Source organism: Dyella sp. A6 (assembly GCF_036320485.1).
GTDB classification, from domain to species: Bacteria; Pseudomonadota; Gammaproteobacteria; order Xanthomonadales; family Rhodanobacteraceae; genus Rhodanobacter_A; species Rhodanobacter_A aluminiiresistens.
Genome location: NZ_CP132911.1, coordinates 2,017,461 through 2,041,485 on the forward strand (window position 1 = coordinate 2,017,461; position 24,025 = coordinate 2,041,485).

Sequence of the window (24,025 nt, forward strand, 5' to 3'; positions counted from 1 at the left end):
TGCAACTCGGTATTTCGTCCTGATATACGCGTTCATAGCATCGCCTTGGTAACGACCGTCTGCGTGCTACCACCGCTGCTACCGGAATAGCTCTCGTCGAACTTGATGGTGACCGTGCAGTAGGCCGTGCTGGTGCCGGTGGCCGCCGTACAATCGATCGTGCCTTGCGTGTTGGAGCCCATGTGGTCGTTTTCCAGTTGGGTGCACCAGTGGTTGAGCTGCACACTCGCCAAAGTCGAACCGCTGGCGGGGCACGCACTGACGACGACTGTCTTGTTATATGCACCCGCCACCGCATTGTTCAGGTCGGCACGCATCGCGTCGAAGATCGAATAGCTATCGATCGTCGCCATGCTCCGCGCCATCGCGCCGTTGTTGGTGGACAGGGACATCGCCTGCAGCGCGGCCATGCCCAGAAAGCCGATTGACAGCACCAGCACGGCCACCAGCACCTCGATCAGGCCCACACCCGCTTGCGCCTTTCGACCGAGGTGGCCTGCATGTGCATGCCTTGGCCCACCATCGGCCCGATGGATAAACACGCTCATGGGCAGGCCCCCGACGTCGGCGTTGTCGTGATAATGGTCCCGGTCGCCATCACGATCAGGATATGGTTGTCCGTGCTGACCGAGGTCGTGCATATGTCTGCGACGGTTCCCGAATATGGCGATGAGGTCGTTCCCGCCTGATAGCCAAGCCCAGTGGCATCGAACCGGATCGCCACGATGTTTCCGTGCAGCTGCACGGGGGACGTCAAGCGAGGCGGTGTCGTCGTGACAGCCAACGCCGAGCTGGCCGTAGCCAGTACTTCGACAGCGCCTTCGCCCGCAGTGGCGCATGCCGTGCCAAGCACATCACTGGTGTTGTTGGTGGCCGAGTCACTGCAGAACTGCGTGTAGGCGTTGCGCTTGATGGCTTCCATCCGTGCCAGGTTGAGCGAACCGACCATCTCGTTGGCAGCGGTGGTCAACTCATTGGAAGCGATCAGCGACTTGAAGCTGGGTACAGCGATGACCAGCAGGACCGCGGCAACAGCGATCGTGATCAGCAACTCCACCAGAGTGAAGCCCGCCGCGGAGCGCCAACCATGGGCACACGACACACTCGGCGCAAACCGCCGACGGCCACATTGGCGCGACACTGGATGCATGCAGATTCTCCCCATTTCCCTCTTTTCACTCTGACTCAGACTCGGCGCCAAGGCCAGCCATTCACCGATCAGCGGCGGTATTCCGCCGACAAGTGGTCGAACAGCCCAGCCTCAAGGTGCACCCCGTCACAACGCCCGCTCACGCGGCGCTCGGCAAGGAAGCCGACACGACTTGCGTGTGGGCCGCATGCCCCGTAAAATTTCCCGCTCGCTGCCGGAATAGCTCAGTTGGTAGAGCGGCGCATTCGTAATGCGTAGGTCGTAGGTTCGATTCCTATTTCCGGCACCATCCGATTCAACAAAAAGGCCGCCCCGCAAAGGGTGGCCTTTTTGTTGGCGCCATATTCGTTGATGGCGCAGTTCCGAGCTGCGTTGGGCCTAGTGGCGACCTTGGTCCTACACTGTGCATCCGTTCCGCCCCTGCCCTGTTCATGAGCGATCTACCGCGCACGCTTGTCTGCGCCAGCCAACACGAACTCGATGTCCGCAAGAGCCGTTTCCTCGCCCAGGCCGCACCGGTCGAATCCAGGCAGCAGGCCCAGGCCTTCATGGACCACGTATCCGACCCCGCCGCCACCCACAACTGCTGGGCCTGGCGGATCGGCTCGGACTACCGCTTCAACGACGATGGCGAACCGGGCGGAACGGCTGGGCGCCCGATCCTGCAGGCGATCGAAAGCCAGGGCATCGACCGTGTGGTCGTGGTGGTGACGCGCTGGTATGGCGGTATCAAGCTGGGGGCCGGCGGCCTGGCTCGTGCCTACGGCGGCACCGCTGCCGAATGCCTGCGTCTGGCGGAACAGCGTCCGATCATCGACATGACGCGCATCGCCACCCGCTGCAGTTTCGCCGAACTGGAGCTGTTCAAGGCACGCCTGGCCGAACTGGATGCCGAAATCGAGCAGGGCCTCTACGAAGCCGATGGCGTCGCGCTGCAGATACGACTGCCGTCCACGCGGCTAGACGAGGCGCGGGTCCGCATCGCCGACATGAGCCGCGGACGCAGCCAGGTGATCGTGCTGGACTAGCCGCGCTGGACTGGCGTCCTGTCGATCATCGGCATCGTCCAGCCGCTGCATCGCCCGCATGTGATTGAATCGGGATCGTTCAGCCCCATCCTAGCCAGACGACCCGCCGAAGCGTCCCTAATGGAACCAGCCTCCCCCGAACGCCCCAAACGTCAGCTGGGCGCACTGCGCCAGCTCTGGCCCTTCCTGAAACCCCACCGCGCGCTGGCGATCGGCTGGCTGCTGTTCCTGGGGCTGTCATCAACCTGCACGCTGGTGCTGCCCGTCGCGGTCAGGCACATCATCGACCGCGGCTTCGGTCACGCCAGCGCAGCGGCGATCAACACCACGTTCCTGGCCTTGTTCGGGGTGGCACTGGTGCTGGCTTTCGCCACGGCCGCGCGCTACTACTGCATCACCCTGCTCGGTGAGCGTGCGCTGGCTTCGCTGCGCAGCACGCTGTACGCGCATGTGGTCCGGCTGGATGTCGCCTTCTTCGAGCGCAGCCGGGTCGGCGAACTGATCTCTCGCCTCGGCAGCGACACGGAAGTGGTGCAGGCGCTTATCGGCTCCGGCATCTCGGTGGCCCTGCGCAGCGTCGTGATGCTGCTCGGGGCGAGCGTCATGATGGTATGGACCAGCCCGCACCTGGCCGGCCTTACCGCGCTGGTCATCCCCGCCGTGATGGCGCCGATCCTGATCTTCGGGCGACGCGTGCAGAAGTTGTCGCGCGCCAGCCAGGACCGCATTGCCGATGCCGCCGCCATCGCCAACGAAACCCTGAACGCGGCACCCGCGGTAAAAGCCTATGCGCGGGAAGATGTGGAAAGCACCCGTTACACGCACGCCATCACGCGCGCACTGGCCAGTGCACGGCAACGCATCAGCATGCGCGCGGCGCTGACGGCCACCGTGATCGTACTGTTCTTCGGCGCGATCACCCTGGTGCTGTGGGCGGGAGCCCGGGCGGTGTTGGGCGGGACGCTGGGCGCGGGCGTGCTCGGCCAGTTCGTGATGTATGCGGTGTTCGCCGCCGGCTCGGTGGCCGGCCTGTCCGAAGTCTGGGGCGACGTGATGCGCGCCGCCGGCGCCATGGGCCGCATCGGCGAACTGTTTGCAGAACGCGCCGACATCACCAGCCCGGCGAACCCGGTGGCGCTGCCGCGACCGGTCAGCGGCACGCTGCGCTTCGAACACGTCGAATTCCGCTATCCCAGCCGGCCGGATGCACCGGCGCTGCACGACTTCAACCTGGATATCCGCGCGGGCGAAACGGTCGCCCTGGTCGGCCCCTCCGGCGCCGGCAAAAGCACCGTGCTGTCGCTGCTGCTGCGCTTCTACGATCCGCAGAAGGGGCAGATCCGTTTCGACGGCGTCGACCTGCGCGCGATGGCCCTGCCCGACCTGCGCGGCGCGATCGCGCTGGTGCCACAGGAAACCGTGATCTTCGGCGGTAGCGCGGCGGACAACATCCGGTTCGGGCGCCAGGACGCCAGCGAGGACGAGGTGATCGAAGCCGCGCGCGCCGCCGAAGCACACGAATTCATCAGTGCGATGGATCACGGCTACGCGTCCGAATTGGGCGAGCGCGGCGTGCGCCTGTCCGGCGGGCAGCGTCAGCGCATCGCGATCGCCCGCGCGATCCTGCGCGATGCGCCGCTGCTGTTGCTGGACGAGGCTACGTCGGCACTCGATGCCCAGTCCGAGGCGGCGATCCAGCAGGCGCTGGAACGCCTGGAGCAAGGCCGCACCACCCTGGTCATCGCCCATCGCCTGGCGACCGTGCTGCGCGCCGACCGCATCGTGGTGATGGATGGCGGCCGCATCGTGGCGCAGGGTACGCACGAGAGCCTGCTGGCCGAGGGCGGCTTGTACGCTGAGCTGGCGCGACTGCAGTTCGCCGCCTGAGCGGTCGGGCCGCGCATATCTCCGTGCGCGATCCTGGCCGAAACGTCGCTGGGCATGCCCGTGGCTGGACACGCCCCTTGCCGACGACGGATTACATTTCGACGCAGTCGAAGCGGCGATCCGAATCCACGTCGGCGCCGTAATCCACGTCGGCGCGATCAAAGCCGAACAGCTTCAGGAACTCGTGCTTGTAACCGTCGTAGTCGGTGATCTCGCGCAGGTTCTCGGTGGTGACGGTCGGCCACAGCGACTTGCAGGCCTGCTGCACGTCGTCGCGCAGCTCCCAGTCGTCCAGGCGCAGACGGCCTTCGCCGTCCATGTCCGCGGCAGCACCGTCCACGCGATACAGCCGGTCGTGGAACAGCCGGTTGATCTGCTCGATGCAGCCTTCGTGAATGCCCTTTTCCTTCATGATGCGGAAGGCCAGCGACACGTACAGCGGAATCACCGGGATCGCCGCACTGGCCTGGGTCACGACTGACTTCATCACGCCGACGCGCGCATCCAGCCCCTCGGCGGCATGGCGCTCGCGCAATGCGCGCGCGGTGTTGTCCAGGTGCTGCTTGGCCTGGCCCAGGGTGCCGTGCCAGTAGATCGGCCAGGTGATCTCGGTACCGACATAACTGTAGGCAACGGTCTTGGCATCCTTGGCCAGCACGCCGGCCTCGCTGAGCGCGTCGATCCACAGCGCCCAGTCATCGCCACCCATCACGGTCACGGTGTCCTTGATCTCCTGCTCCGTGGCGGGGTCCACCGAGGCCTGGATTACCGTGTCCTTGTTGGTGTCCACCGAGGTGGCGGTGAACGGCTCGCCGATGGTCTTCAGCGACGAACGCACCACTTCGCCGGTATCCGGCAGCTTGCGCACCGGCGAAGCCAGCGAATAGACCACCAGGTCGATCGGGCCGCCCATCTCGTTCTTGATGATCTCGATGGCCCGTTCGCGCGTCTCGTTGGCGAACGCATCGCCGTTGATCGACTTGCTGTACAGGCCTGCCTGCTTGGCCAGCGCATCGAACGCGGCGGAGTTGTACCAGCCCGCGGTGCCGGTCTTGTCCGGGCTGCTCGGCTTTTCGAAGAACACGCCCAGGGTCGCCGCGCCGTAGCCGAACGCCGACACGATGCGCGAAGCCAGCCCGTAACCGGTCGAGGCACCGATCACCAGCACCCGCTTGGGACCCTTGCCGGCATCGTGGGCGACCGCCCGGGTGATATCGACCTGCTCGACCACGTTGCGCTCGCAACCGACCGGGTGCGCCGTGACGCAGATGAAACCGCGGACTTTGGGACGGATGATCACTGGACAGCTCCTGCTGACAATTCGCAAGGCGGCATTTTAGCGGAGCGGATTCGACCTGCGGGACCGTATGGCGCGTTTATGTGGAGATCACTCAAACAAGCTGGCGCAGCACGGTCGCCATGGCGCGTACGTCCCGCTCATCGCTGCGTATTTCGCCGCCTGCCATGTCACCGAGCCTGGCGTGGATGCGCATGCCCGACGGATGCTGCCGCTTGGCCGAGGCGTGGAAATCGCTGGCGCCCGTGGCCAGGGCCAGCTCGGCCAGATTGCCCGCATGCACGCCCGCGCCCGGCATCACCGAGAGGCGATCGCCGGCCTGCACGACCAGCGCGCGGATCAGCGCCGTGGCCTGCAGCGCGGTCGGCGCACCGCCCGAGGTCAGTATCCGCTCGCAACCGAGGTCGACAATCGCTTCGAGCGCCTGTTCCGGCTGGCTCGCCAGGTCGAACGCCCGGTGGAACGTCACGCCCATGCCGCCAGCGGCCGCGACCAGCGGGCGACAGCGCGGCACATCCACCTGGCCGTCTGCATCGAGCAGCCCCAGCACCACGCCATCGCAGCCCAGGCGCGCGCACGTCTCGACGTCCCGGAGCATGCTCTCGCACTCCAGGTCGTCGTACAGGAAATCACCGGCACGCGGACGCACCAGCACATACAGGGGAATCCGCAGGCGATCCCGCGCCATCGCGATGGTCGCCCATGAGGGCGTGATACCGCCCAGTTCGAGTGCCGCGCAAAGCTCGACCCGATCGGCTCCGCCCGCCTGTGCCGCACATGCCGAGGCCACCGAATTGGCGGCCACTTCAAGCCGATATGCACTCATGGTCGATATGCACTCATGGCCAAAGCCGGCTACGGGTAACGCGACGAAGCTTCGGGTAAGACCCGCTGCACGAAACAATCGCACGAAGCTGCCGACGATCGGCCATGGACGAAACTCCCGACAAGAAAAACCCCGCGCCCAAACGGGCGCAGGGTTCTGAATTGCAGGTGGCCAACCTGACGGATGGCCAACTCAGCTTAGGCGGCGATCTCGACGCCCGATGCCTGGGCACCCTTCGGGCCCTGAGTGACCTCGAACTTCACGCGCTGACCTTCCTGAAGGCTGCGGAAACCCTTGGAGTTGATGGCCGAGAAATGGACAAACACATCCTCACCACCATCCTCGGGTGCGATGAAGCCGAAACCCTTCGCATCGTTGAACCATTTGACCGTACCGAAACGCATTGCAGGAACCTCTGACTCATGGACAGGATGTACCAAAGTGCTTGCGTGAACCTGACCATACTCCCCCGGTCCATCGCCCCTGGCACAAAGAGAAGTATCAACATGTTTGTGGGCAAAGCGCAATATGCAAAATGCACTTGGCGCATAAAAAGTGCACCCAGTTGATTATCTTTTGAGCAACTCGCCAATAATCACCGGCACATTAGCCGTCGCCGCCGCGAGATGAGCAAAGATCTCCTCGATGCTGATCTCCGCCTCGTCACCACAACCGGCGGCAAAGTTCGCCACTAGCGCGAGGCAGGCATAGTCCAGTTCCAGCTCCCGTGCCAGGCAGGCCTCGGGCATGCCGGTCATGCCAACCAGATCGCAACCGTCGCGCTTCATGCGGGAGATCTCCGCACGGGTCTCTAGGCGTGGGCCCTGGGTGGCGCCATAGCAGCCACCATCGATTGCCGGCACGCCGACGCGCGCGGCCGCCGCCAGCAGCTCGCCGCGCAGCGATGCGGTGTACGGCTCGCTGAAGTCGATGTGCTTCACTTCTGCGCCGTCGACATCGCAGAAGCTGGTGAAACGGCCATGGGTGTAATCGATGAGCTGATCGGGCACGACGATCACGCGCGGCCCCATGTCGTCGCGGATGCCGCCAACCGCATTGACCCCGACGACCCGACGCGCGCCCAGATGATGCAGCGCCCACAGGTTGGCACGGTAATTCACGCGGTGCGGCGGTAGGCTGTGGCTCTCGCCGTGGCGGGCCAGGAAGGCCACCGTCCGTCCCGCGAAATCACCCTGCACCACCTCGCCGGACGCCGGGCCGTAGGGCGTATCCACGGCATGTCGCGTGGCGTTTTGCAGGCCCGGGAAGTTGTACAGGCCGCTGCCGCCGATCACGGCCAGGTCGATGTGCGGATGACTCATGCAAGGATCTCTAGAAAATGGTTCAGATGACGCGCGAGGAAGTCGCGGGTGCGCTCGTCGCTCAAGCGGCCGTCGGTGATCTTGGTGTGGGCCTGGAACACCAGCACCTCGCCCTGCGGCTCCACCACCGCACCGGCCCGGCGCAGGATCAGGCGCAGCTGGTCCTGCGCACGCACGGTCCCGGTGACGCCGGGACTGGCGCCCATGATGCAGACGCGCTTGCCGGCGAGCGGAGCCGCATCGCGCGACACGCCAGGACGCGAAAGCCAGTCGATGGCGTTTTTCAGCACCCCGGTGATGCCGCCGTTGTATTCCGGACAGGCCAGCAGGAGCGCATCGGCCTGCGTCACCGCGTCCTTCAGCGCGACCACCAACGCCGGATCGCCTTGGGCTTCGACGTCCTGGTCGAACAGCGGAAGATCATGCAGGTCGTGGATGGTGATGACCGTGCCGTCCGGCATCAGCTCCTGTGCGGCATGCAGCAGCGCGGTGTTGAACGACGCCCGCCGCAGGCTGCCGGAAATACCGAGAATGTGCATGTTCGCTCCTCCGCTTGGTGGACGCCGCTCAGCGCAGCGCGTAGATCGCAGGCAGGTTGCGCCCCTGCTCGTGGTAATCCATGCCGTAGCCATACACATAGCGATCGGGCAAATCGACGCCATTGAAGTCGCTGTCGATGCCTTCGACCAGCCGGTCATGCCGCTTGCGGCAGAGCGTGGCGATCAGCACGCGCCTGGCGCCGCGCGTGAGACAGTCGTCGCGCACCGCCTTGAGCGTGTGGCCTTCGTCCAGAATGTCGTCCACCAGCAACACGGTGCGCCCCTTGAGGTCCGCCACCGGTTCGCGCAGCCAATGCAGTTCATTGCCCGAGGTTTCGCCGCGGTAGCGGGTGGCGTGGACGTAATCGAATTCCAGGTCGGTACGGATCGCAAATGCGAGCTGGCCCGCGAACATCAGCGCACCGTTCATCACGGTCAGAAAGACCGCGCGCTCACCTTGCAGCGCCTGGTCGATGCGTTGCCCCAGCCCGGCGATCACCGGCTCCAGTTGGGCGCGTTCGAACAGCACATCGGATTGCGACAGGGCTTCTGCCAGGGGATGGGTCTGAGACGTCATGCGTGTTCCTGGGCGCCGAGCGCCGTGATGCGGGCGACAAAGCGGTCGCGTTGCGGGTTGTCGAGCAGGCCTGCCCATGTGGCACCGATCGCCCCGGCCAGCACCGCCAGGCGTTCCCGCACCGTGGGCGCCGGCACCGGCATGGCGGCGATGGCCTCGTCGACAACGTCGGGAAAGCAGGCCAGGATCAGGTCGCAGCCGGCGTCCAGGTGCGCGTGTATGCGTGCGCTCACACTGCCGGCCACGCCGGCAGCGGCCATGCTGATGTCGTCGCTGATCACCACACCGGCAAAACCGAGCTCGTCACGCAGCACCCGGCCGATCCACACCGGCGAGTACCCCGCCGCCCGGTCGTCGACCGCGGGATAGATCACGTGGGCCATCATCACCGCCTCCGCGTGGGCGGCCAGCGCCTCGACAAACGGGCGCAGGTCGGTCGCACGGATGGTTTCCAATGGTCGCGGATCGACCGCCTGCGCCTTGTGCGTGTCCGCCGCAACCGAGCCATGCCCGGGAAAGTGCTTGAGCACGGCCGCCATGCCGCCCAGATGCATGCCGCGGACGTAGGCCGTGGCCAGCTCGCTCACCACCGCCGGGTCGGCGTGGAAAGCACGCGGACCGATGGCCGCGTTGCCGCGTGCAAGATCGACCACCGGCGCAAAACTGAAATCGACACCGCTGGCGCGCAGCTCGCTGGCCATCACCCAGGCGTGCTCTTCGGCAAGCCGGACCGCATGCTCGGGATCGCGGTCGTAGACCGCACCGATCGTCGACAGCGGTGGCAGACGGGTGAAGCCCTCGCGGAAGCGCTGCACCGGACCACCCTCCTGATCCACCCCCACCAGCAGGTGCTCGCCACCGATCTCGCGGATGGAGTCGGTCAACGCGATCAGCTGTTCGCGACTGGTGTAGTTGCGCGCGAACAGGATCACGCCGGCGACCGCGGGCGAGGCGAGCCAGGTGCGCTCGTGTTCGGCGACTTCGGTACCAGCCAGGCCGATCATCAGCATGCGACGGGATCTCCATCGGCGGCGTCGCGCTCGGCTGCCGACCACTGGGCGTAGGGATGCGCGATCAGGTTCACATTGTAGTAGCGCCCAAGCGCGCTCACCTCGCGCCCGAGCCAGGCCGGTCGCGGAAACGCCGCGTCGACGGCCGGCAGCTCGATCTCAGCGACCAGCAGGCCGGCATTCGCACCGAGGAACTCGTCGATTTCGAACAGCATGCCGTCGACCGTGACGTAGTGGCGGATCTTCTCCAGCACGCCGTCGCACAGGGTCGACAGCAGTTCGTCGGCTTCACCCGGCGGCAGCGGCACCTCGTACTCGGCACGGGCCACGCCCAACTGAGCCGCCTTGATGTTGAGCCAGGCCCGCTCGCCACTGCGACGCACCCGTACCGAGGCACGCGCGCTGCCGTCGCGGATCGCTTGGGCGCCGACCAAGTAGCCCTGCGCGATGCGTTCGCTGCGCTCGACCCCGGGACGCCAGCCGTCGCCAGCCAGCAGGAATTTACGTTCGATCTCGATAGGCATCGGCGAAAGCGGGAAATCGGTGTTGAGGAAAGAGACGCACGCGGCGAGCACGCCCGCACAGGTTACCTGCCCGGCGACGCCGGTGAAACGTGGCCACCCAGACATACGCGGCATGCGCCTTCAGGGGCGCATGCGCGGATTCACCGTTCGAACAGTGCAATGGACTCGACGTGCGCGGTGTGCGGGAACATGTCCATCACGCCGGCCGACACCAGCCGGAAACCATGACGCTCGACCAGAATGCCGGCATCGCGCGCCAGCGAAGCCGGGTGGCAGGACACATACACGATCCGCCTGGTGGCCTTGTGCGGCAGGTACTCCAGCACCTTGTCCGCACCCGCGCGCGGCGGATCAAGCAGCAGCTTGTCCCACGGCTGGCGCGCCCATTCGGTACCGCGCTGGTCCTCGAACAGGTTGGCCACATGGAAACGGGCGTTGTCGATGCCGTTGCGGCGCGCATTCGCTGCAGCGCGCTCGACCAGGCCATGCTCGCCTTCCACGCCGGCCACCTCGGCCACACGTCGGGCGATCGGCAAGGTGAAGTTGCCCAGGCCGCAGAACAGATCCAGCATCCGATCACCGGGCTGCGGATCGAGCAGGTCCATCGCGTGCGCCAGCATGCGGCGGTTCATGCCCGCGTTCACCTGTACGAAGTCGAGCGGCTGGAATTCCAGTTCGACATCGCCCGCGCCACCGCCCGCCGGCAGGGTGAACGCCAGCCGCGGCTGTTCGGGCCACAGCGGATGCACGCTGCTGATGCCGCCAGGCTGCAGGTAGATGGCAAAGCCATGCTCGCGGCCGAACCCGGCCAGGGCGTCGCGGTCGCGCTCGCTCAACGGCTTCAGGTGACGGAACACCAAGGCCACCGTGTCGTCGCCCGCGGCGAATTCGATCTGGGCGATGTCGCTGGCCGCATCGAGGCCGCCGATGAGTTCGGCCAGTGCCGCGATGCGCTCGCCCAGCGCCGGATGGATCACTTCGCAGCGCCCGATGTCGGCCACGTAGCGGGGATTGGCTTCTTCGCGGAAGCCCACCAACACGCGCCCCTTCTTGGGCACAGCGCGTACCGACAGGCGCCCCTTGCGACGATAGCCCCACGGCTGGTCGGTCAACGGCGGCAGCCAGCTTTCCGGCTGCACCTTGCCGATGCGGGTGAAATTCTCGGCCAGCACGCGCTGCTTCATCGCAATCTGTGCGCCCGGATCGAGGTGCTGCAGCGAACAACCACCGCATTGGCCGAAGTGCGGACATTTCGGCTCGACCCGGTGCGGCGACGGCTCCAGCAGGCGTACCACGTCGGCTTCGTCGTAATTCCTGTGACGCTTGCGGATGCGCAGTTCGACCCGTTCGTCCTGCAGGGCCCCGCTCACGAACACGGCCTTGCCGTCGATGCGTGTAACGCCCTTGCCGTCATGGGTGAAGTCGGTGATGGTGGCTTCGAATGCTGCTTGCATGGTGCTCCAAACACACACGCCCGAGTCACGGGACCCGGGCGCGTCGATCGGGTGAAGGGATGGTGCGCGGTGCGCTTACTTGCGCGTCCAGGCACCGGATGCGTTCTGATAATACCAGCCCGGATGCGCCTGCTTGATCCAGCCCTTGGCGAAGGTGGTCCGGATCTGGCCCTCCCACTCCGGGTGGCCGTTGGCATTGGCGATCTCGCGATAGAGCGCATTGCGGTCGCGGTTTTCGTCGGCGATCGCGGCATTAAGCTGTGCACGCTGCGCCAGCGGCACCTTGTTGGCGTCGCGCAGGGCCACCAGGCCGTTGTTGGTGAAGCCGATCACGCCCTTGTCGAGCATCGCCTCAAGGGTGCTCTCGAAACGGGCGCGCATGCGTTGGCGCAGGGCTTCGGTGGTCGCCGTCTGCACCCGCAGGTTCGGCGTCTCGGCCGCCTGCGCGGCAGGCACCAGCAGGTTCAGCAGCATCGCCGAAGGTTGCGTGCCAGGCACCGGTGCAGGCGCGCCCTTGGGCGCATCCTTGACTGCCGGCGCGCTGCTGCCGTTGAGCACGTTGCCGATGAACTGGTCAGCCGCCTTCTGCGCCGCGGCAGCCGGAAAATAGACATTGATGGTCACGCAGCCGACCAGGCCGATGATCAGCGTGGTCAGCAATCCATAGGTGATCTTGCGCATGTTCGGCTCCGCTGGGATTCGGGAAGTTCGGGCGGGGTCAACGGATTACCGGCCCCGACCCCTGAATGGCGGCCTTCAGTCGTCGTACCAGCGTAGGCCAGTCCACACGTGTCTGATGGCCGATCACCTGCAGATGCGGCAGGCCACTGCCATCGACGATAGTGTAACCGCCGGCACGGCTGTCGAGTCCGCCCATCTGGCATACATTGGCCTGCAATGTGCAGCTCAGCCCAATGCGCTCGTAGTCGAAGTTCTTGAACAACCGCAGCACGGCTCCCTGCAGGCCGCCCACCATGCCGCCACCGCCAACCGCGGTCAGGTTGTTCACCGCGCGCTGGCTGATCCGTCCGCCGCTGCCAGCCAGCAGCGAAGCCTGGAACGCCACGGGCGTCCAGTCGACCAGGCGCAGGTTGTCGATACTGCCGTTCATGCGGCCGGTGATCCCGCCGAAATCGAACACGCTGGTCAGCGCACCGAGGTCGATCTGCCTCAGCGCGATATTGCCCGTCAGCACCGGACTCACGCCAAACGGCTGTTGCAGCGTCATTTGAGTGATGTCGACGAAGCCGCCGAACACGTTGAGCGACAGGCCGCCGTCGAACACGATGCGGTCCTTCACCCAGCGCAGCGAAGGGATCGCGCCCGCCAGCGTGCCGGGAAACTGCGGCCAGCCCATCGCCTTGCTGAAATCGCCCATGTCCACGCCGGTCAGCACCAGCGATGTCGCCAGTCGCTGTCCTTTCGCCGCAGCCGGGCGCCAAGTCAGCATCGGCACCCGCAACTGGCCGCCAAATACCGGCACGATCAGCGGCTGCTGCAACGCCAGACTGCCATTGCGGCTGCGCCAGTGCGACACGGTCTCACCATTGGCGATGCGGTAGAGCTTCAGGCTGTCCCAACCCAGGGTAGTCGCCGGCCGGTCGCCCTGCGCCGCCCAGTCCAGGCCACCGCGGAGATCCACGACCGACAGACGCCCCGAGCCATCCGCGACATCGAGCCCGCCCGTGTGGAACGAAAAACTGTGCCAGCCGGCGGGCCGCAGGTCGAGCCGGCCATCCAGTTGACCGGCGATCTGCAGCTTCGGCAAGCCCAAGGTATTCAGCCAAGCCTGGCCGTAGCGCTGGTAGGCCAATGGAAAGCTGGCGTGGAAGCGGTCCAGCCGCAGCCGCTGCAGGCGCCCGCGGGCGTCGAAGGCAAGACTGCCGTCCAGTTGCAGCGCGTCCGGGTCACTGATCCGCAACCGGTTGAAGGCGATGGCGCCACGACTGACATCGGCGCCCAGCCCGAGCTGGACCGGATGCGACGGCAGGTTGGCGAAAAGGCTACCGAGCAAGAGCTGGCCATTGCGCAGGCTGCCGTCGAACTCGATCCGCGACGACGCGCCGGTAGTGTCGATGCCGAGTCGCCCCTGACCGTCCAGGCCCTGTCCCGCCAACGTACCTGCGGGACTGTCGAAACCGAGTTTGGTCAGGCTGAAGTCGCCGGAAGCCTGGATGCCGCCATCGCGCGCGTCGAGCGCGAACTGCGCGTCCATCCGTCCGCCGGTGATCCGCCCGGACCATGCCTTGCTCAACAGCCCCTGCAGCCAGCTGGCCGGCAGTTGCTTGAGACTGACCTGGACGTGGGTGGTCTGGTCCAGCGGCAAGGCCGCATCGATCTCGGTCTTGTCCTGCCCGAAATCGATCTGCAGGGTGTTCGACGACGCGTCGACCACCAACGCCGCTGCCGCATTCGCCAAAGCCCGGCCGGGGGCTCCGCTGACCTTGGTGGATCCGCTGAACAGCCAGCGCATCTGGGCATCGCGCTGCAGGGTTCCGTCCAGCGTCAGGCCGACGCGATGCCACCCCAGCGCGGGAATGTCGGCTTTCGCCGCATGCAGGTTCAGCTGTACGGTACCCGGCTCCAGTCCGGGCGACAGCCGGGTTTCGACCCCCTGCAGACTGACCCCTGCCACGGCAACCTGCTTCGCGCTGAGCACGACATCCGCCCGCGCGGACATGCCCCATGAGAGTCCGCACAGGAAGAAAATGGACAGCAGGAGACGGCTTGATATCAAACGCATGCCACGCCATTCTGCCAAAGTCAGCTGAACGACAAGGACTTCGTCATGCCAACCAGCATCCGCCCGCCGATCTCCAGCCCGCCGCCGCCCCGTGTCCTGGTGGCCGACGACGACCCGGCCAGCCGCCGCTTTCTCGGTGATGGACTGCACCACCTGGGCGCCGAGGTCGAAACCTGCAACGACGGCCCCTCGGCGCTCGAGCTGGGTCGCCGCGAGCATTTCGACCTGCTGCTGCTGGACTGCCGCATGCCCGGCGCCGGCGCCCTGGAAATACTCGCCGCGCTGCGCGCGGACCCGGGCGCCGCCTCGCACGCCAGTCCGGCGGTTGCCAGCAGCGCCGAAGCGGGCATGCCGGCACGACGGCAACTGCTCGACGCGGGATTCGGCGACATCCTGCTGAAGCCCTGCGACCTGCGTGCGCTCGAGCGCGTGCTGGGTCTCAGCCGCTGCAGCGACCGCTTTCCATTGCTTGATGACACCATCGCCCTCAACAGCAGCGGCGACGCAAGCACCATGAAGGCCCTGCGCGGTCTGCTTCGCGACGAACTGGTAGTGCTGGAGCGGGACCTGGCCCACCTCGACACGGACCACACCGCCCTCGGCGAACGGCTGCACCGACTGCGCTCCTCCTGCGGCTTCTGCGGCGCCCAGGCACTGGGCGAGTGCGCGGCGGCCCTGCAGCAACAGCTGCGGAGCACGCCGGAGGGATCGACCATAGCGCTGGACCGATTCCGCAATACGCTGCAGGCAACGCTGCACGCACTGGAGCACGGCAATCCCGACATGCCACCCGGCTGATCCTTCGGCAATCAGGGACATCCGGTGCATCAGGCCTGGTCGCGCCGCGTTGCGAGCGCCGCACCCAGTACCCGCCAGGCCCGCAGCTCGGCCCCGCCGAGATGGAACCGGATGACCTCACGCATCATGTCGCGCAGTGCCGCCAGACCGGCACTGTCCGGGGCCCGGTCATCCGCCAGCGCCAGCAGGTCGGCTCCGCGCAGTGCACGCGGGGTACCCGCAGCGACCACGCACGGCCCCTGCTCCACGTCGTACCGGTACGCTCCATCCGGTAACAGCGGCTGGCCCGTCGCCGCATCGAAGTCCAGCTGCAGGCCGTAGCCGATCGCATCGAGCAGGTCGCGCTCGAATCGGCGCAGCGTCCATGCCAGCGGCTCGCCATCGGCCAGCCTGCCAAGTGCCTGGCCATAGGCATCGAACAGCGTCGGATGCGGGTCCTGGCGACCGGTCAGGCGCACCACCAGCTCGTTGACGTAGAGGCCTGCCATGGTGGCACTCCCCTGCAACCTGGACAGCACGGCAGCGGTATCGACACGGCGCAGAGTCGCCAGCTCGCCGCGCAGCAACAGGTCCAGCATGATCGGCTGGAACGGCTCCAACTGGGACCGCAGCAGGCGGCCCCGTTCGCTGCGCACGCCACGCGCGACCACGCCCAGCCGGCCATGGTCGCGGGTCAGGCATTCCAGCAGCAGCGATGTCTCGCGGTAGGGCCGTACATGCAGGACATAGGCGGGTTGCTGGTCGATGTGCATGAGCCGTTACGCAGCCTGGTGTCCATTCATCGCGCGGATGCCGGGTGACTCCGCCCCCTTGTTCAGTCGGTGTAACCCAGCTTCTTGAGCATCGCCTCGTCGTCCACCCAGCCTTCGCGCACTTTCACCCACAGGCGCAGGAACACCTTGCGTTCGAACATGCGCTCCATGTGTCGTCGGGCGGCACTGCCGATAGCCTTGAGCTGGGCCCCACCCTGGCCGATCACGATGGCCTTCTGCCCATCGCGCTCGACCCAGATCACGGCATGGATCTCGGCCACGCCGTCGGGACGGTCGTTGAACTGCTCGATCTCGACCGTGGTGGCATAGGGCAGCTCCTGGTCCAGTCGCAGCATCAGCTGCTCACGTACCATTTCGGCGGCCAGGAAGCGTTCGCTGCGATCGGTGATCTCGTCATCCGCGAAGACCGGCGGACGCACCGGCAGACGGCCGAGAATGTCGCGCTCCAGCGACTCGAGTCCCTTGCGCTTCAGCGCGCTGACGTAATGGATCGCATCGAAGTGATGGCTGCTGCCGAGTTCCGCCACGAAGGGCAGCATGGCGGCCTTGTCCTTGGCCAGGTCGACCTTGTTGAGGACCAGCAGGCGTGGCAGCTTCTGCTCGGCCAGCGCGGCATACAGCGCCTCGTCCTCATCGGTCCAGCGCCCGGCCTCGATCACCTGCACGGCCAGATCCACTTCGCTGATCGCGGTCCGCACCGCCCGGTTGAGGCTGCGGTTCATGGCCCGCTTGGCGCCCCGGTGCAAACCGGGGGTGTCCACGTACATGATCTGGCCCGCTTCGCTGCTGGCAATACCCAGGATGCGGTGACGCGTGGTCTGCGGTCGCGGACTGACGATCGAGAGGCGAAACCCGATCAAGGCATTCAGCAGGGTCGACTTGCCCACGTTGGGGCGCCCGGCCAGCGCCACCAGGCCGCAGCGAAAATCGTCGTGCGGCAACTCGCCGTGGATACCGGATTCCAGTTCGTCGTTCATGAGGGCTGTGATCTGTTCGCAGGAATGAGACTAGCATCGCGCTGCACGCCGGCGAGTGCCAGCACTGCATGCAGCTGCCATGCCGTGAGGGGGTTCAGCGGGTACTTGTTGCCTCGAGCAGGCGCGACAACACAATGCCGGCTGCCTGCTGCTCGGCCGCGCGACGGCTGCTGCCACTGCCGTCGGCAATGATGGCCAGCGGCTCGGTGATCGCGCAGCTGACATCGAAGGTGCGCGCATGCTCCTCGCCGCGGCAATCCTTCAGTTCGTACTGGGGCAAGGGCAATCCCCGTCCCTGCAGCCATTCCTGCAGCCGCGTCTTGGCGTCCTTCGACGACCGGGGCAAGGCATCGATGCGATGGCTGAACAGCTCGCGGACCGTCGCCCGGCAGGCTTCCAGCCCGCCGTCGAGGTGGATCGCGGCCAACAGGGCTTCGAAGGCGTCGGCCAGGATCGAATCGCGCCGGTAGCCACCGCTCTTCAACTCGCCGGGCCCCAGCTTCAGGCGATCGCCGAGCTCCAGTTCGCGGGCGATCACCGCCAGCGCCTGGCCATTGACCAGTTGGGCGCGCAACCGGGACAGCTCGCCCTCGCTGGCATTGGGATGCGCCTCGTAGAGCATCTCGGCCACGAAAGCGCCCAGCAGCGCATCACCCAGAAACTCCAGGCGCTCGTTGTTCGGCTTGCCTGCGCTGCGATGGGTGAGCGCCAGATCGGCCAAGGCCGGGTCGCGGAAACGGTAGGTCAGTGGCACGGAATCACTGCGCGATATTGCCTTGCAGCGGCACGCTCTTGGAGAAGTGGATGAGGAAGTCGATGTTGTAGATGAACGGCGTCTGCTTGTCGTAGGTGATGTTCAGCTGATTGCCGCCGTTGTCATGCGTGATGGTGATGTCGCTTGGCGTGATGCTGTTGTCGTCGGCGTACTGCATGCTGAGCTTGTACGAAAGTTCGCGACGGATCTGGTCCAGCGTCTTGCCGTCCACGCCATCGGTGGCTTCCTGGTTCATGGCCTTCACCACGCCCATGTATTCGGTGTACGGCGGCACGAGTTTCATGGCCATGTAACCGAAAAATCCGACCACGATGAGCACGATCAGAAACCCGATCAAGGTAATGCCCGCTTGCTTCGATTTCATAGTCCCCTCGCCATGCCGTCGATACGGCTTGCCAATGCACCGACCCGGTTGCCGGTCGCCGCCTAGTGTACTGTGCCCGATCCGCACGCTGTTGCCCGATGGCCCGATCACGGAATTGTCCGGTCGGGCCTTAGCACGTAGTGCCGGGTTGATCCGGTTCAGTGGATCAGTTTGCCGATGCGGTGGAAGTCCACCCCGCCGGTACCCCAACCGCGCCAGCTCATCCAGATCAGGAAAGCCTTGCCCGCCAGGGCCGACTCGGGCATGCAGCCCCAGTAACGGCTGTCCTCGCTGTTTTCGCGATCGTCCCCCATCACCAGATAGCAGCCCTTGGGCACCACCGCGGGCACGCGGCTGTTCGGAATCGGCGGCGTGGGACCACGTTCGGGCATGCGCGCGATCAGGTGGGTCACCTTGCCCAGGTGCTCCTTCCAGATGGTCGCGTTGTAGGACATCAGCAGGTTGTCGTCGACCCGAGCCGGATTGCCCTTGAAGGGCCCCACCTCGTCTTCTGGCACCGGCTTGCCATTGATCACGATCTGGCTGTCGTGCACCTGGATCGTGTCGCCCGGAAGACCGATCACGCGCTTGATCCAGTCTTGGCGGGGTACCGGCGTGGTGCAGTCGGGATCGCCGCCATGCACGACCGTACCGTCCGCGCGATGACACGTATACCCGGGCCAGCGGAACACCACCACATCACCGCGCTTGGGCTCACCGATGCTGAGGAACTTGGTGTTGAACACCGGCAGGCGCAGGCCATAGGCGAACTTGTTGACCAGGATGAAATCACCCACGTCCAGGGTTGGCATCATCGAACCGGACGGAATGCGGAAAGGCTCGGCGACGAAAGTGCGCAGCAGCAGCACGATCAGCACCACCGGGAACAGCGAACGGGCCCAGTCAACCGGCACCGGGTCCTGATACGCCTCGTCGGCCGACTCGAACTTCGCCTTGCGCTTCTTGTACAGGAACAGGCGGTCCAGTCCCCAGACCACACCGAACAGAACGGTCAGGCCCAGCAGGATCGCCGAAAAATCGTATTCCATGCCCTACTCCTCAACGTGCCGTATCTACTTGTCAACCTTGAGTACGGCGAGGAAGGCTTCCTGCGGAATCTCCACCCGACCGACCTGCTTCATGCGCTTCTTGCCTTCCTTCTGCTTCTCGAGAAGCTTCTTCTTGCGACTGACATCGCCGCCATAACACTTGGCCAGAACGTTCTTGCGCAGCGCCTTGACGGTCGACCGCGCGATGATCTGCGCGCCGATGGCCGCCTGGATCGCCACGTCGAACTGCTGGCGCGGAATCAGTTCCTTCATCCGCTCGACCAGGTCGCGCCCGCGGCGATCGGCATGCGAGCGGTGCACGATCAGGCTCAACGCATCCACCCGGTCGCCATTGATCAGCACGTCGACACGCACAAACGGGCCGGCATCGAAACGCTCGTGGTGATAATCCATCGAGGCATAGCCACGCGACACCGACTTGAGGCGATCGAAGAAGTCGAGCACCACCTCGGCCAGCGGCAGTTCGTAGGTGATCTGCACCTGAGTGGCAAGGTACTGGATCGAGCGCTGGATGCCGCGCTTCTCTTCGCACAGCGTGATGATGTTGCCGATGTAATCGGGCGGTGTGAGGATGTTGGCCACGATGATCGGCTCGCGGATCTCCTCGATCTGCGGCGACGGCGGCAGCTTGGCCGGATTGTCCAGCGGCATCACGCTGCCGTCGGTCTTCAGCACCTCGTACACCACGGTCGGCGCCGTGGTGATCAGGTCCAGATCGTATTCGCGCTCCAGCCGCTCCTGCACGATCTCCATGTGCAGCATGCCCAGGAAGCCGCAGCGGAAGCCGAAACCCATGGCCTCCGAAGACTCCGGCTCGAAGAACAGCGCGGCATCGTTCAGGCGCAGCTTGTCCAGTGCCTCGCGCAGCGCCGGATAATCGTCGGCGGAGACCGGAAACAGGCCCGCGAACACGCGCGGCTGCATGTGCTGGAAACCGGGCAGCGGCTTTTCCGCCGGCTTGCCGGCGTGGGTCAGCGTGTCGCCCACCGGTGCACCGTGCACATCCTTGATCGAAGCATTGACCCAGCCCACCTCGCCCGCCGAGAGCTTGTCCAGCTTCTTGCGCTTGGGCGTGAACACGCCGACGTCGTCCACTTCGTGGCTGCGTCCGGTCGACATCACCAGCAGCTTGTCGCCTGGTTTGATCTCGCCCTGCATCACGCGCACCAGCGACACTACGCCCAGATAGTTGTCGAACCACGAATCGATGATCAGCGCCTGCAGCTTGTCGGTGTCGCGAGGCTTCGGCGGCGGAATGCGCGCCACGATCGCCTCCAGCACCTCGGTGACGTTGAGGCCGGTCTTGGCGCTGACCGCCACCGCGTCGATGGCGTCGATCCCGATCACCGCCTCGATCTCGCCCTTCACCTTGTCGATGTCGGCCGTGGGCAGGTCGATCTTGTTGAGCACGGGCACCACTTCCAGCCCCATCTCGACCGCGGTGTAGCAGTTGGCGACCGACTGCGCCTCCACGCCCTGGGCGGCGTCCACCACCAGCAGCGCGCCCTCGCAGGCGGCCAGCGAGCGTGATACCTCGTAGCTGAAGTCCACGTGGCCCGGGGTGTCGATGAAGTTGAGCTGGTAGGTCTTGCCGTCGCGCGCGGTGTAAGGCAGCGACACGGACTGGGATTTGATGGTGATGCCGCGCTCGCGCTCGATCGGGTTGTTGTCGAGCACCTGCGCTTCCATCTCGCGCTCGGTCAGGCCGCCGCAGATCTGGATGATGCGGTCGGCAAGCGTCGACTTGCCGTGGTCGATGTGGGCGATGATGGAGAAATTGCGGATCAGTTCCATGGAACACGCTGTCAGCTTGCACCGCCGCACGCGAATGTGGGCAGCGTATCACCGGGATGGCGATATGAACTGGGCATTATCGCATGGAAAAGCACCTTGCCCCCGTCCCCATATCCTGCACGCGAGAGCGGCCCACCCATCCGGATGGACCGCTCCAGTCGCGATCGACGATCAGTTGCCCGAGCCGCTCTTGCCCGAAGGCACACTCAGGCTCACGAAGTTGGTCTGACTACCGCGCCGGACCAGCAGCAGCACCGTATCGCCGGGCTTCACGTGTGCCGTGGCGGCACGGAAGGCATCGACGCTGTCGATCTTCTGCTGGTTCACCATCAGGATCACATCGCCGTTCTGCAATCCGGCCTGGGCCGCCACCGGGCCGGTGATGTCGGAAATCACCACACCCTGGCCCGCCTTTAGACCCAGCTGCTCGCGCGTGTCCTTGTCCAGCGGCTGCACGGTCAGGCCCAGCGCCGCCGTACCGCCCCTAGCAGCCGGATTGACCTGGCCCATCAGGGCATTCTTGTCGCGCGGCATGGTGCCGATGGTCGCCTCCAGGGTCAGCCGCTTGCCGTTGCGCAGCACCTCGACCGGCACCCGCGTGCCCGGCCTGGTCATCGCCACCATCGGCGGCAGATCCGCACCCTGTTCGATGGCATGGCCATTGAAGCCGAGGATGATGTCGCCCGGCTGGATCCCGGCCCGTTCGGCCGCGCTGCCCGGGGAAACCGTCACCACGATCGCGCCATTGGCATCGGGCAGCTTCAGCGCCTTGACCACGTCGCTACCGACCGGCCTGATCTCCACGCCCAGCATGCCGCGCGTGACATAGCCCTTGGTCTTCAGCTGCTGCACCGCGTTCATCGCCACGTCGATCGGGATCGAGAACGACACGCCCATGTAGCCGCCGGTGTCGGAATAGATCTGCGAATTGATGCCGACCACCTGGCCCTTCAAGTTGAACAGTGGGCCACCAGAATTGCCGCGGTTGATCGGCACGTCGGTCTGGATGAACGAGGTGTCCGGCTGGTCGCCTGCGCCGAGGTTGCGGCCCACCGCGCTGACGATGCCCTGGGTGACCGTGTAGTCGAAGCCGAACGGCGAACCGATCGCCAGCACCCACTGGCCAGCCTTGAGCGTGTGCGAGTCGCCGATAGTCACCGTCGGCAACGGTTTGCCGGCATTGATCTTCAGCAGCGCGATGTCATAGGTGGGATCGGTACCGACCACCTTGGCGACCAGGGTGCGGCGGTCCTGCAGGCGCACCGTCACCTTGTTCGCATGGGCGACCACGTGGTTGTTGGTCAGGATGTAGCCATCGCTGGAGATGATGAAACCCGAGCCCAGCGAGATATGTGCCTGCTGTCCGGGCGACGGCATCGACGGCATGCCGAAGAAATGGCGGAAGATCCACTGCGGATCATTCGGATTCCCCTGCCCTTGTCCCTGCCCCTGCATGTACATGGAGTTCGTGCGCGAGCCGTCGTACTTGGCCTCGACATGGACAACGGCAGGCGCATTCTTCTGCACGATGCCAGTGAAGTCCGGTAGCGCGGGGGCGGCGGGGGCACCCTGTGCCTGCACGTCGCCCACGGCGACAAAGCCCACGGCAAGGGCGCAGCACATCAACGTGCGCCAGAAGGGTCGGTTCATGGTTTCCTCCTAGGTTTTTCGGACACACCCCAAGGAGACGGCCCATCGCACGAGCCATCCGGAGCGGATCTGACGGAAACGGTAGGTGGCCGGAGAGGAAGTTCTCACGGCCACCGGCTCACTGGGCCGAAGCGGCCTGCCGCATCGGACTGCGGTTGGCGGCCTGGTTCGGATCGATCAGCAGCAGGTAGCTGCCATCGCCGGTGCTCAGGGTGCGGTACCCGCGCACCCGGTAAGGGCGCATCGCGTCGCTGTTGGGATCGCCCAGGGTCAGCGAGGCACGCTCGCTCAGCTGCGAAGCGGCATTCGCGCTCAGCCACGGCGGCACGACCGCCGGCGCCGCCGCACTGGCCGGCTGGCGTCGGGCAAGCGACACGTCGGCCACCTGCTGCCTGGCCTGCGGCGCAGCCGCGGGCGGCATGCTCGCCATCTGCGGCGATGCGCCACGCACACCGCTGTCGCCGGTAGGCTGGGCCACCATCAACGCAACTGCGGCCACGCCCGCCGCGATCGCGCCACCGGCCGACCAGTGCAGCCAGCGACGCCGGGCATGCGGCACAGCCGTGGAACCGGTCGACACCACCGCGCTCGACTCGGCCTCGATGGTCAGCATGACCCGCGCGGCGAAACCGGACGATGCGAGCAGCGGCAACTCCTTGCGCAGCCCGTCACGCGCCACATGATGCCTGCTCCATGCATCGAGCAGGGCCGCATCGTGATCGAGCCGGCGCAGCAGGAAGCGGAGTTCCTCCCGGGACAGCTCGCCGTCGACGCCGGCAGAGAGATTTTCGCGATGCGATTCAGTCATGATGTGTGGTCCTCGCGGTTCGACAATAGCGGCCGCAATTGCTCATCGATCGCTTCGCGTGCCCGGAAGATGCGCGAACGCACCGTACCGATCGGACAATCCATCGCAGCGGCGATCTCTTCGTAGCTCAGCCCATCCATCTCGCGCAGCGTGATGGCTGTCCTCAGCTCCTCAGGCAGTGCTTGGACAGTGGAAAATACGGTTTGTTCAATTTCCTGCCGCATTAATTCGCGCTCGGGCGTCGCGTTGTCCTGCATGCGGTCGGCCCCCGGCACGAACACGGCATCCTCGATGGCGATGTCGTCGCTGGGCGGACGACGTCCCTGCGCCACCAGGTGGTTCTTGGCGGTGTTCACTGCGATCTTGTACATCCAGGTGTAGAACTGGCTGTCGCCACGGAACGAACCGATCGCCCGCCAGGCCCGCACAAAGGCCTCCTGGGCCACGTCTTCGCATTCGGCATGGTTGTGCACGTAGCGGGAAATCAGACCGATGACCTTGTGCTGGTACTTGCGCACCAGCAAGTCGAAAGCCCGCTTGTCGCCCCCCTGCACGCGCTCGACCAGCGCACTATCGAGTTCGTTCTCGCCCATCCGGGCCGTCTCCTTCGTTTCTCTGCCGCCGCACCCCCAAGGTGCCGCCGGATGGATGAGGTGTCT

The 24,025-nt window shown here is 65.7% G+C and carries 25 protein-coding genes and 1 tRNA gene; 4 read left to right on the forward strand and 22 right to left on the reverse strand.

Annotated features, from left to right (window positions below; translation table 11 throughout):
- Positions 1-32: 32 nt before the first annotated feature.
- Both pilV and RA164_RS08895 read right to left on the reverse strand, forming a co-directional pair.
- A complete protein-coding gene (gene pilV / locus RA164_RS08890; protein WP_412731014.1) occupies positions 33-467 on the reverse strand; it encodes a type IV pilus modification protein PilV in 435 nt (144 codons plus the stop codon).
- 77 nt (positions 468-544) lie between these two features.
- Positions 545-1,057 (reverse strand): GspH/FimT family pseudopilin, encoded by a 513-nt coding sequence (locus RA164_RS08895; protein WP_329740512.1) that lies wholly within the window; start codon positions 1,055-1,057, stop codon positions 545-547.
- A gap of 306 nt (positions 1,058-1,363) precedes the next feature.
- Here RA164_RS08895 and RA164_RS08900 point away from each other — a divergent pair.
- From RA164_RS08900 to RA164_RS08910, 3 genes are all read left to right on the forward strand, one after another.
- A tRNA-Thr gene (locus RA164_RS08900) sits at positions 1,364-1,439 on the forward strand.
- Between the two features lie 142 nt (positions 1,440-1,581).
- Positions 1,582-2,178, forward strand: coding sequence for an IMPACT family protein (locus RA164_RS08905; protein ID WP_329740513.1), 597 nt, complete (start codon positions 1,582-1,584; stop codon positions 2,176-2,178).
- Between the two features lie 120 nt (positions 2,179-2,298).
- Positions 2,299-4,065, forward strand: coding sequence for an ABC transporter transmembrane domain-containing protein (locus RA164_RS08910; protein WP_329740514.1), 1,767 nt, complete (start codon positions 2,299-2,301; stop codon positions 4,063-4,065).
- A gap of 91 nt (positions 4,066-4,156) precedes the next feature.
- Here the strand turns inward: RA164_RS08910 and fabV are convergent, their stop codons facing one another.
- From fabV to RA164_RS08965, 11 genes are all read right to left on the reverse strand, one after another.
- Positions 4,157-5,365, reverse strand: coding sequence for an enoyl-ACP reductase FabV (gene fabV, locus RA164_RS08915; protein ID WP_329740515.1), 1,209 nt, complete (start codon positions 5,363-5,365; stop codon positions 4,157-4,159).
- 91 nt (positions 5,366-5,456) lie between these two features.
- Positions 5,457-6,188 (reverse strand): copper homeostasis protein CutC, encoded by a 732-nt coding sequence (locus RA164_RS08920; RefSeq protein WP_329740516.1) that lies wholly within the window; start codon positions 6,186-6,188, stop codon positions 5,457-5,459.
- Between the two features lie 197 nt (positions 6,189-6,385).
- Positions 6,386-6,592 carry a cold-shock protein gene (locus RA164_RS08925; RefSeq protein WP_072320702.1) on the reverse strand — a complete coding sequence of 69 codons (207 nt, stop codon included), beginning with the start codon at positions 6,590-6,592 and terminating at the stop codon, positions 6,386-6,388.
- A gap of 165 nt (positions 6,593-6,757) precedes the next feature.
- Positions 6,758-7,510 (reverse strand): S-methyl-5'-thioinosine phosphorylase, encoded by a 753-nt coding sequence (locus tag RA164_RS08930; protein WP_329740517.1) that lies wholly within the window; start codon positions 7,508-7,510, stop codon positions 6,758-6,760.
- Complete coding sequence (locus RA164_RS08935; RefSeq protein ID WP_329740518.1) at positions 7,507-8,049, reverse strand: NADPH-dependent FMN reductase; 543 nt, start codon at positions 8,047-8,049, stop codon at positions 7,507-7,509. The genes RA164_RS08930 and RA164_RS08935 overlap by 4 nt, the downstream gene beginning before the upstream one ends.
- Positions 8,050-8,077: 28 nt before the next feature.
- A complete protein-coding gene (locus RA164_RS08940; protein ID WP_329740519.1) occupies positions 8,078-8,626 on the reverse strand; it encodes a hypoxanthine-guanine phosphoribosyltransferase in 549 nt (182 codons plus the stop codon).
- Positions 8,623-9,636, reverse strand: coding sequence for a beta-N-acetylhexosaminidase (gene nagZ / locus RA164_RS08945; RefSeq protein WP_329740520.1), 1,014 nt, complete (start codon positions 9,634-9,636; stop codon positions 8,623-8,625). The genes RA164_RS08940 and nagZ overlap by 4 nt, the downstream gene beginning before the upstream one ends.
- On the reverse strand, positions 9,630-10,160 hold the full coding sequence (locus RA164_RS08950) for a CYTH domain-containing protein (RefSeq protein ID WP_329743521.1): 531 nt from the start codon (positions 10,158-10,160) through the stop codon (positions 9,630-9,632). Before RA164_RS08950 ends, nagZ begins: the two co-directional genes overlap by 7 nt.
- Positions 10,161-10,300: 140 nt before the next feature.
- On the reverse strand, positions 10,301-11,614 hold the full coding sequence (gene rlmD, locus RA164_RS08955; protein WP_329740521.1) for a 23S rRNA (uracil(1939)-C(5))-methyltransferase RlmD: 1,314 nt from the start codon (positions 11,612-11,614) through the stop codon (positions 10,301-10,303).
- 75 nt (positions 11,615-11,689) lie between these two features.
- Positions 11,690-12,295 (reverse strand): YdbL family probable chaperone protein, encoded by a 606-nt coding sequence (locus RA164_RS08960; RefSeq protein ID WP_329740522.1) that lies wholly within the window; start codon positions 12,293-12,295, stop codon positions 11,690-11,692.
- A 37-nt stretch (positions 12,296-12,332) separates the two neighbouring features.
- Complete coding sequence (locus tag RA164_RS08965) at positions 12,333-14,357, reverse strand: translocation/assembly module TamB domain-containing protein (RefSeq protein ID WP_329740523.1); 2,025 nt, start codon at positions 14,355-14,357, stop codon at positions 12,333-12,335.
- 45 nt (positions 14,358-14,402) lie between these two features.
- Between RA164_RS08965 and RA164_RS08970 the strand changes: the two genes are divergently transcribed.
- Positions 14,403-15,155 (forward strand): response regulator, encoded by a 753-nt coding sequence (locus RA164_RS08970; protein WP_329740524.1) that lies wholly within the window; start codon positions 14,403-14,405, stop codon positions 15,153-15,155.
- Positions 15,156-15,184: 29 nt separating this feature from the next.
- On the opposite strand, the gene recO is transcribed toward RA164_RS08970, so the two are convergent.
- The 9 genes from recO to rpoE all read right to left on the reverse strand — a co-directional run bounded on the left by recO (position 15,185) and on the right by rpoE (position 23,959).
- On the reverse strand, positions 15,185-15,907 hold the full coding sequence (gene recO, locus RA164_RS08975) for a DNA repair protein RecO (protein WP_329740525.1): 723 nt from the start codon (positions 15,905-15,907) through the stop codon (positions 15,185-15,187).
- Between the two features lie 62 nt (positions 15,908-15,969).
- Positions 15,970-16,905 carry a GTPase Era gene (gene era, locus RA164_RS08980; protein WP_329740526.1) on the reverse strand — a complete coding sequence of 312 codons (936 nt, stop codon included), beginning with the start codon at positions 16,903-16,905 and terminating at the stop codon, positions 15,970-15,972.
- 94 nt (positions 16,906-16,999) lie between these two features.
- Entirely contained in the window at positions 17,000-17,659 is a 660-nt protein-coding gene (gene rnc / locus RA164_RS08985) for a ribonuclease III (protein WP_329740527.1), read from the reverse strand.
- Between the two features lie 4 nt (positions 17,660-17,663).
- Positions 17,664-18,044, reverse strand: a complete 381-nt coding sequence (locus RA164_RS08990) for a DUF4845 domain-containing protein (RefSeq protein ID WP_329740528.1) — start codon at positions 18,042-18,044, stop codon at positions 17,664-17,666.
- Positions 18,045-18,202: 158 nt separating this feature from the next.
- Positions 18,203-19,093, reverse strand: a complete 891-nt coding sequence (gene lepB, locus RA164_RS08995) for a signal peptidase I (protein WP_329740529.1) — start codon at positions 19,091-19,093, stop codon at positions 18,203-18,205.
- A 24-nt stretch (positions 19,094-19,117) separates the two neighbouring features.
- Positions 19,118-20,908: a translation elongation factor 4 gene (lepA, locus tag RA164_RS09000; RefSeq protein ID WP_329740530.1), complete on the reverse strand. Its 1,791-nt coding sequence runs from the start codon at positions 20,906-20,908 to the stop codon at positions 19,118-19,120.
- 171 nt (positions 20,909-21,079) lie between these two features.
- Positions 21,080-22,558: a DegQ family serine endoprotease gene (locus RA164_RS09005; protein ID WP_329740531.1), complete on the reverse strand. Its 1,479-nt coding sequence runs from the start codon at positions 22,556-22,558 to the stop codon at positions 21,080-21,082.
- A 118-nt stretch (positions 22,559-22,676) separates the two neighbouring features.
- A complete protein-coding gene (locus tag RA164_RS09010) occupies positions 22,677-23,366 on the reverse strand; it encodes a sigma-E factor negative regulatory protein (RefSeq protein ID WP_329740532.1) in 690 nt (229 codons plus the stop codon).
- Positions 23,363-23,959: an RNA polymerase sigma factor RpoE gene (rpoE, locus tag RA164_RS09015; protein ID WP_329740533.1), complete on the reverse strand. Its 597-nt coding sequence runs from the start codon at positions 23,957-23,959 to the stop codon at positions 23,363-23,365. Before rpoE ends, RA164_RS09010 begins: the two co-directional genes overlap by 4 nt.
- Positions 23,960-24,025 lie beyond the last annotated feature (66 nt).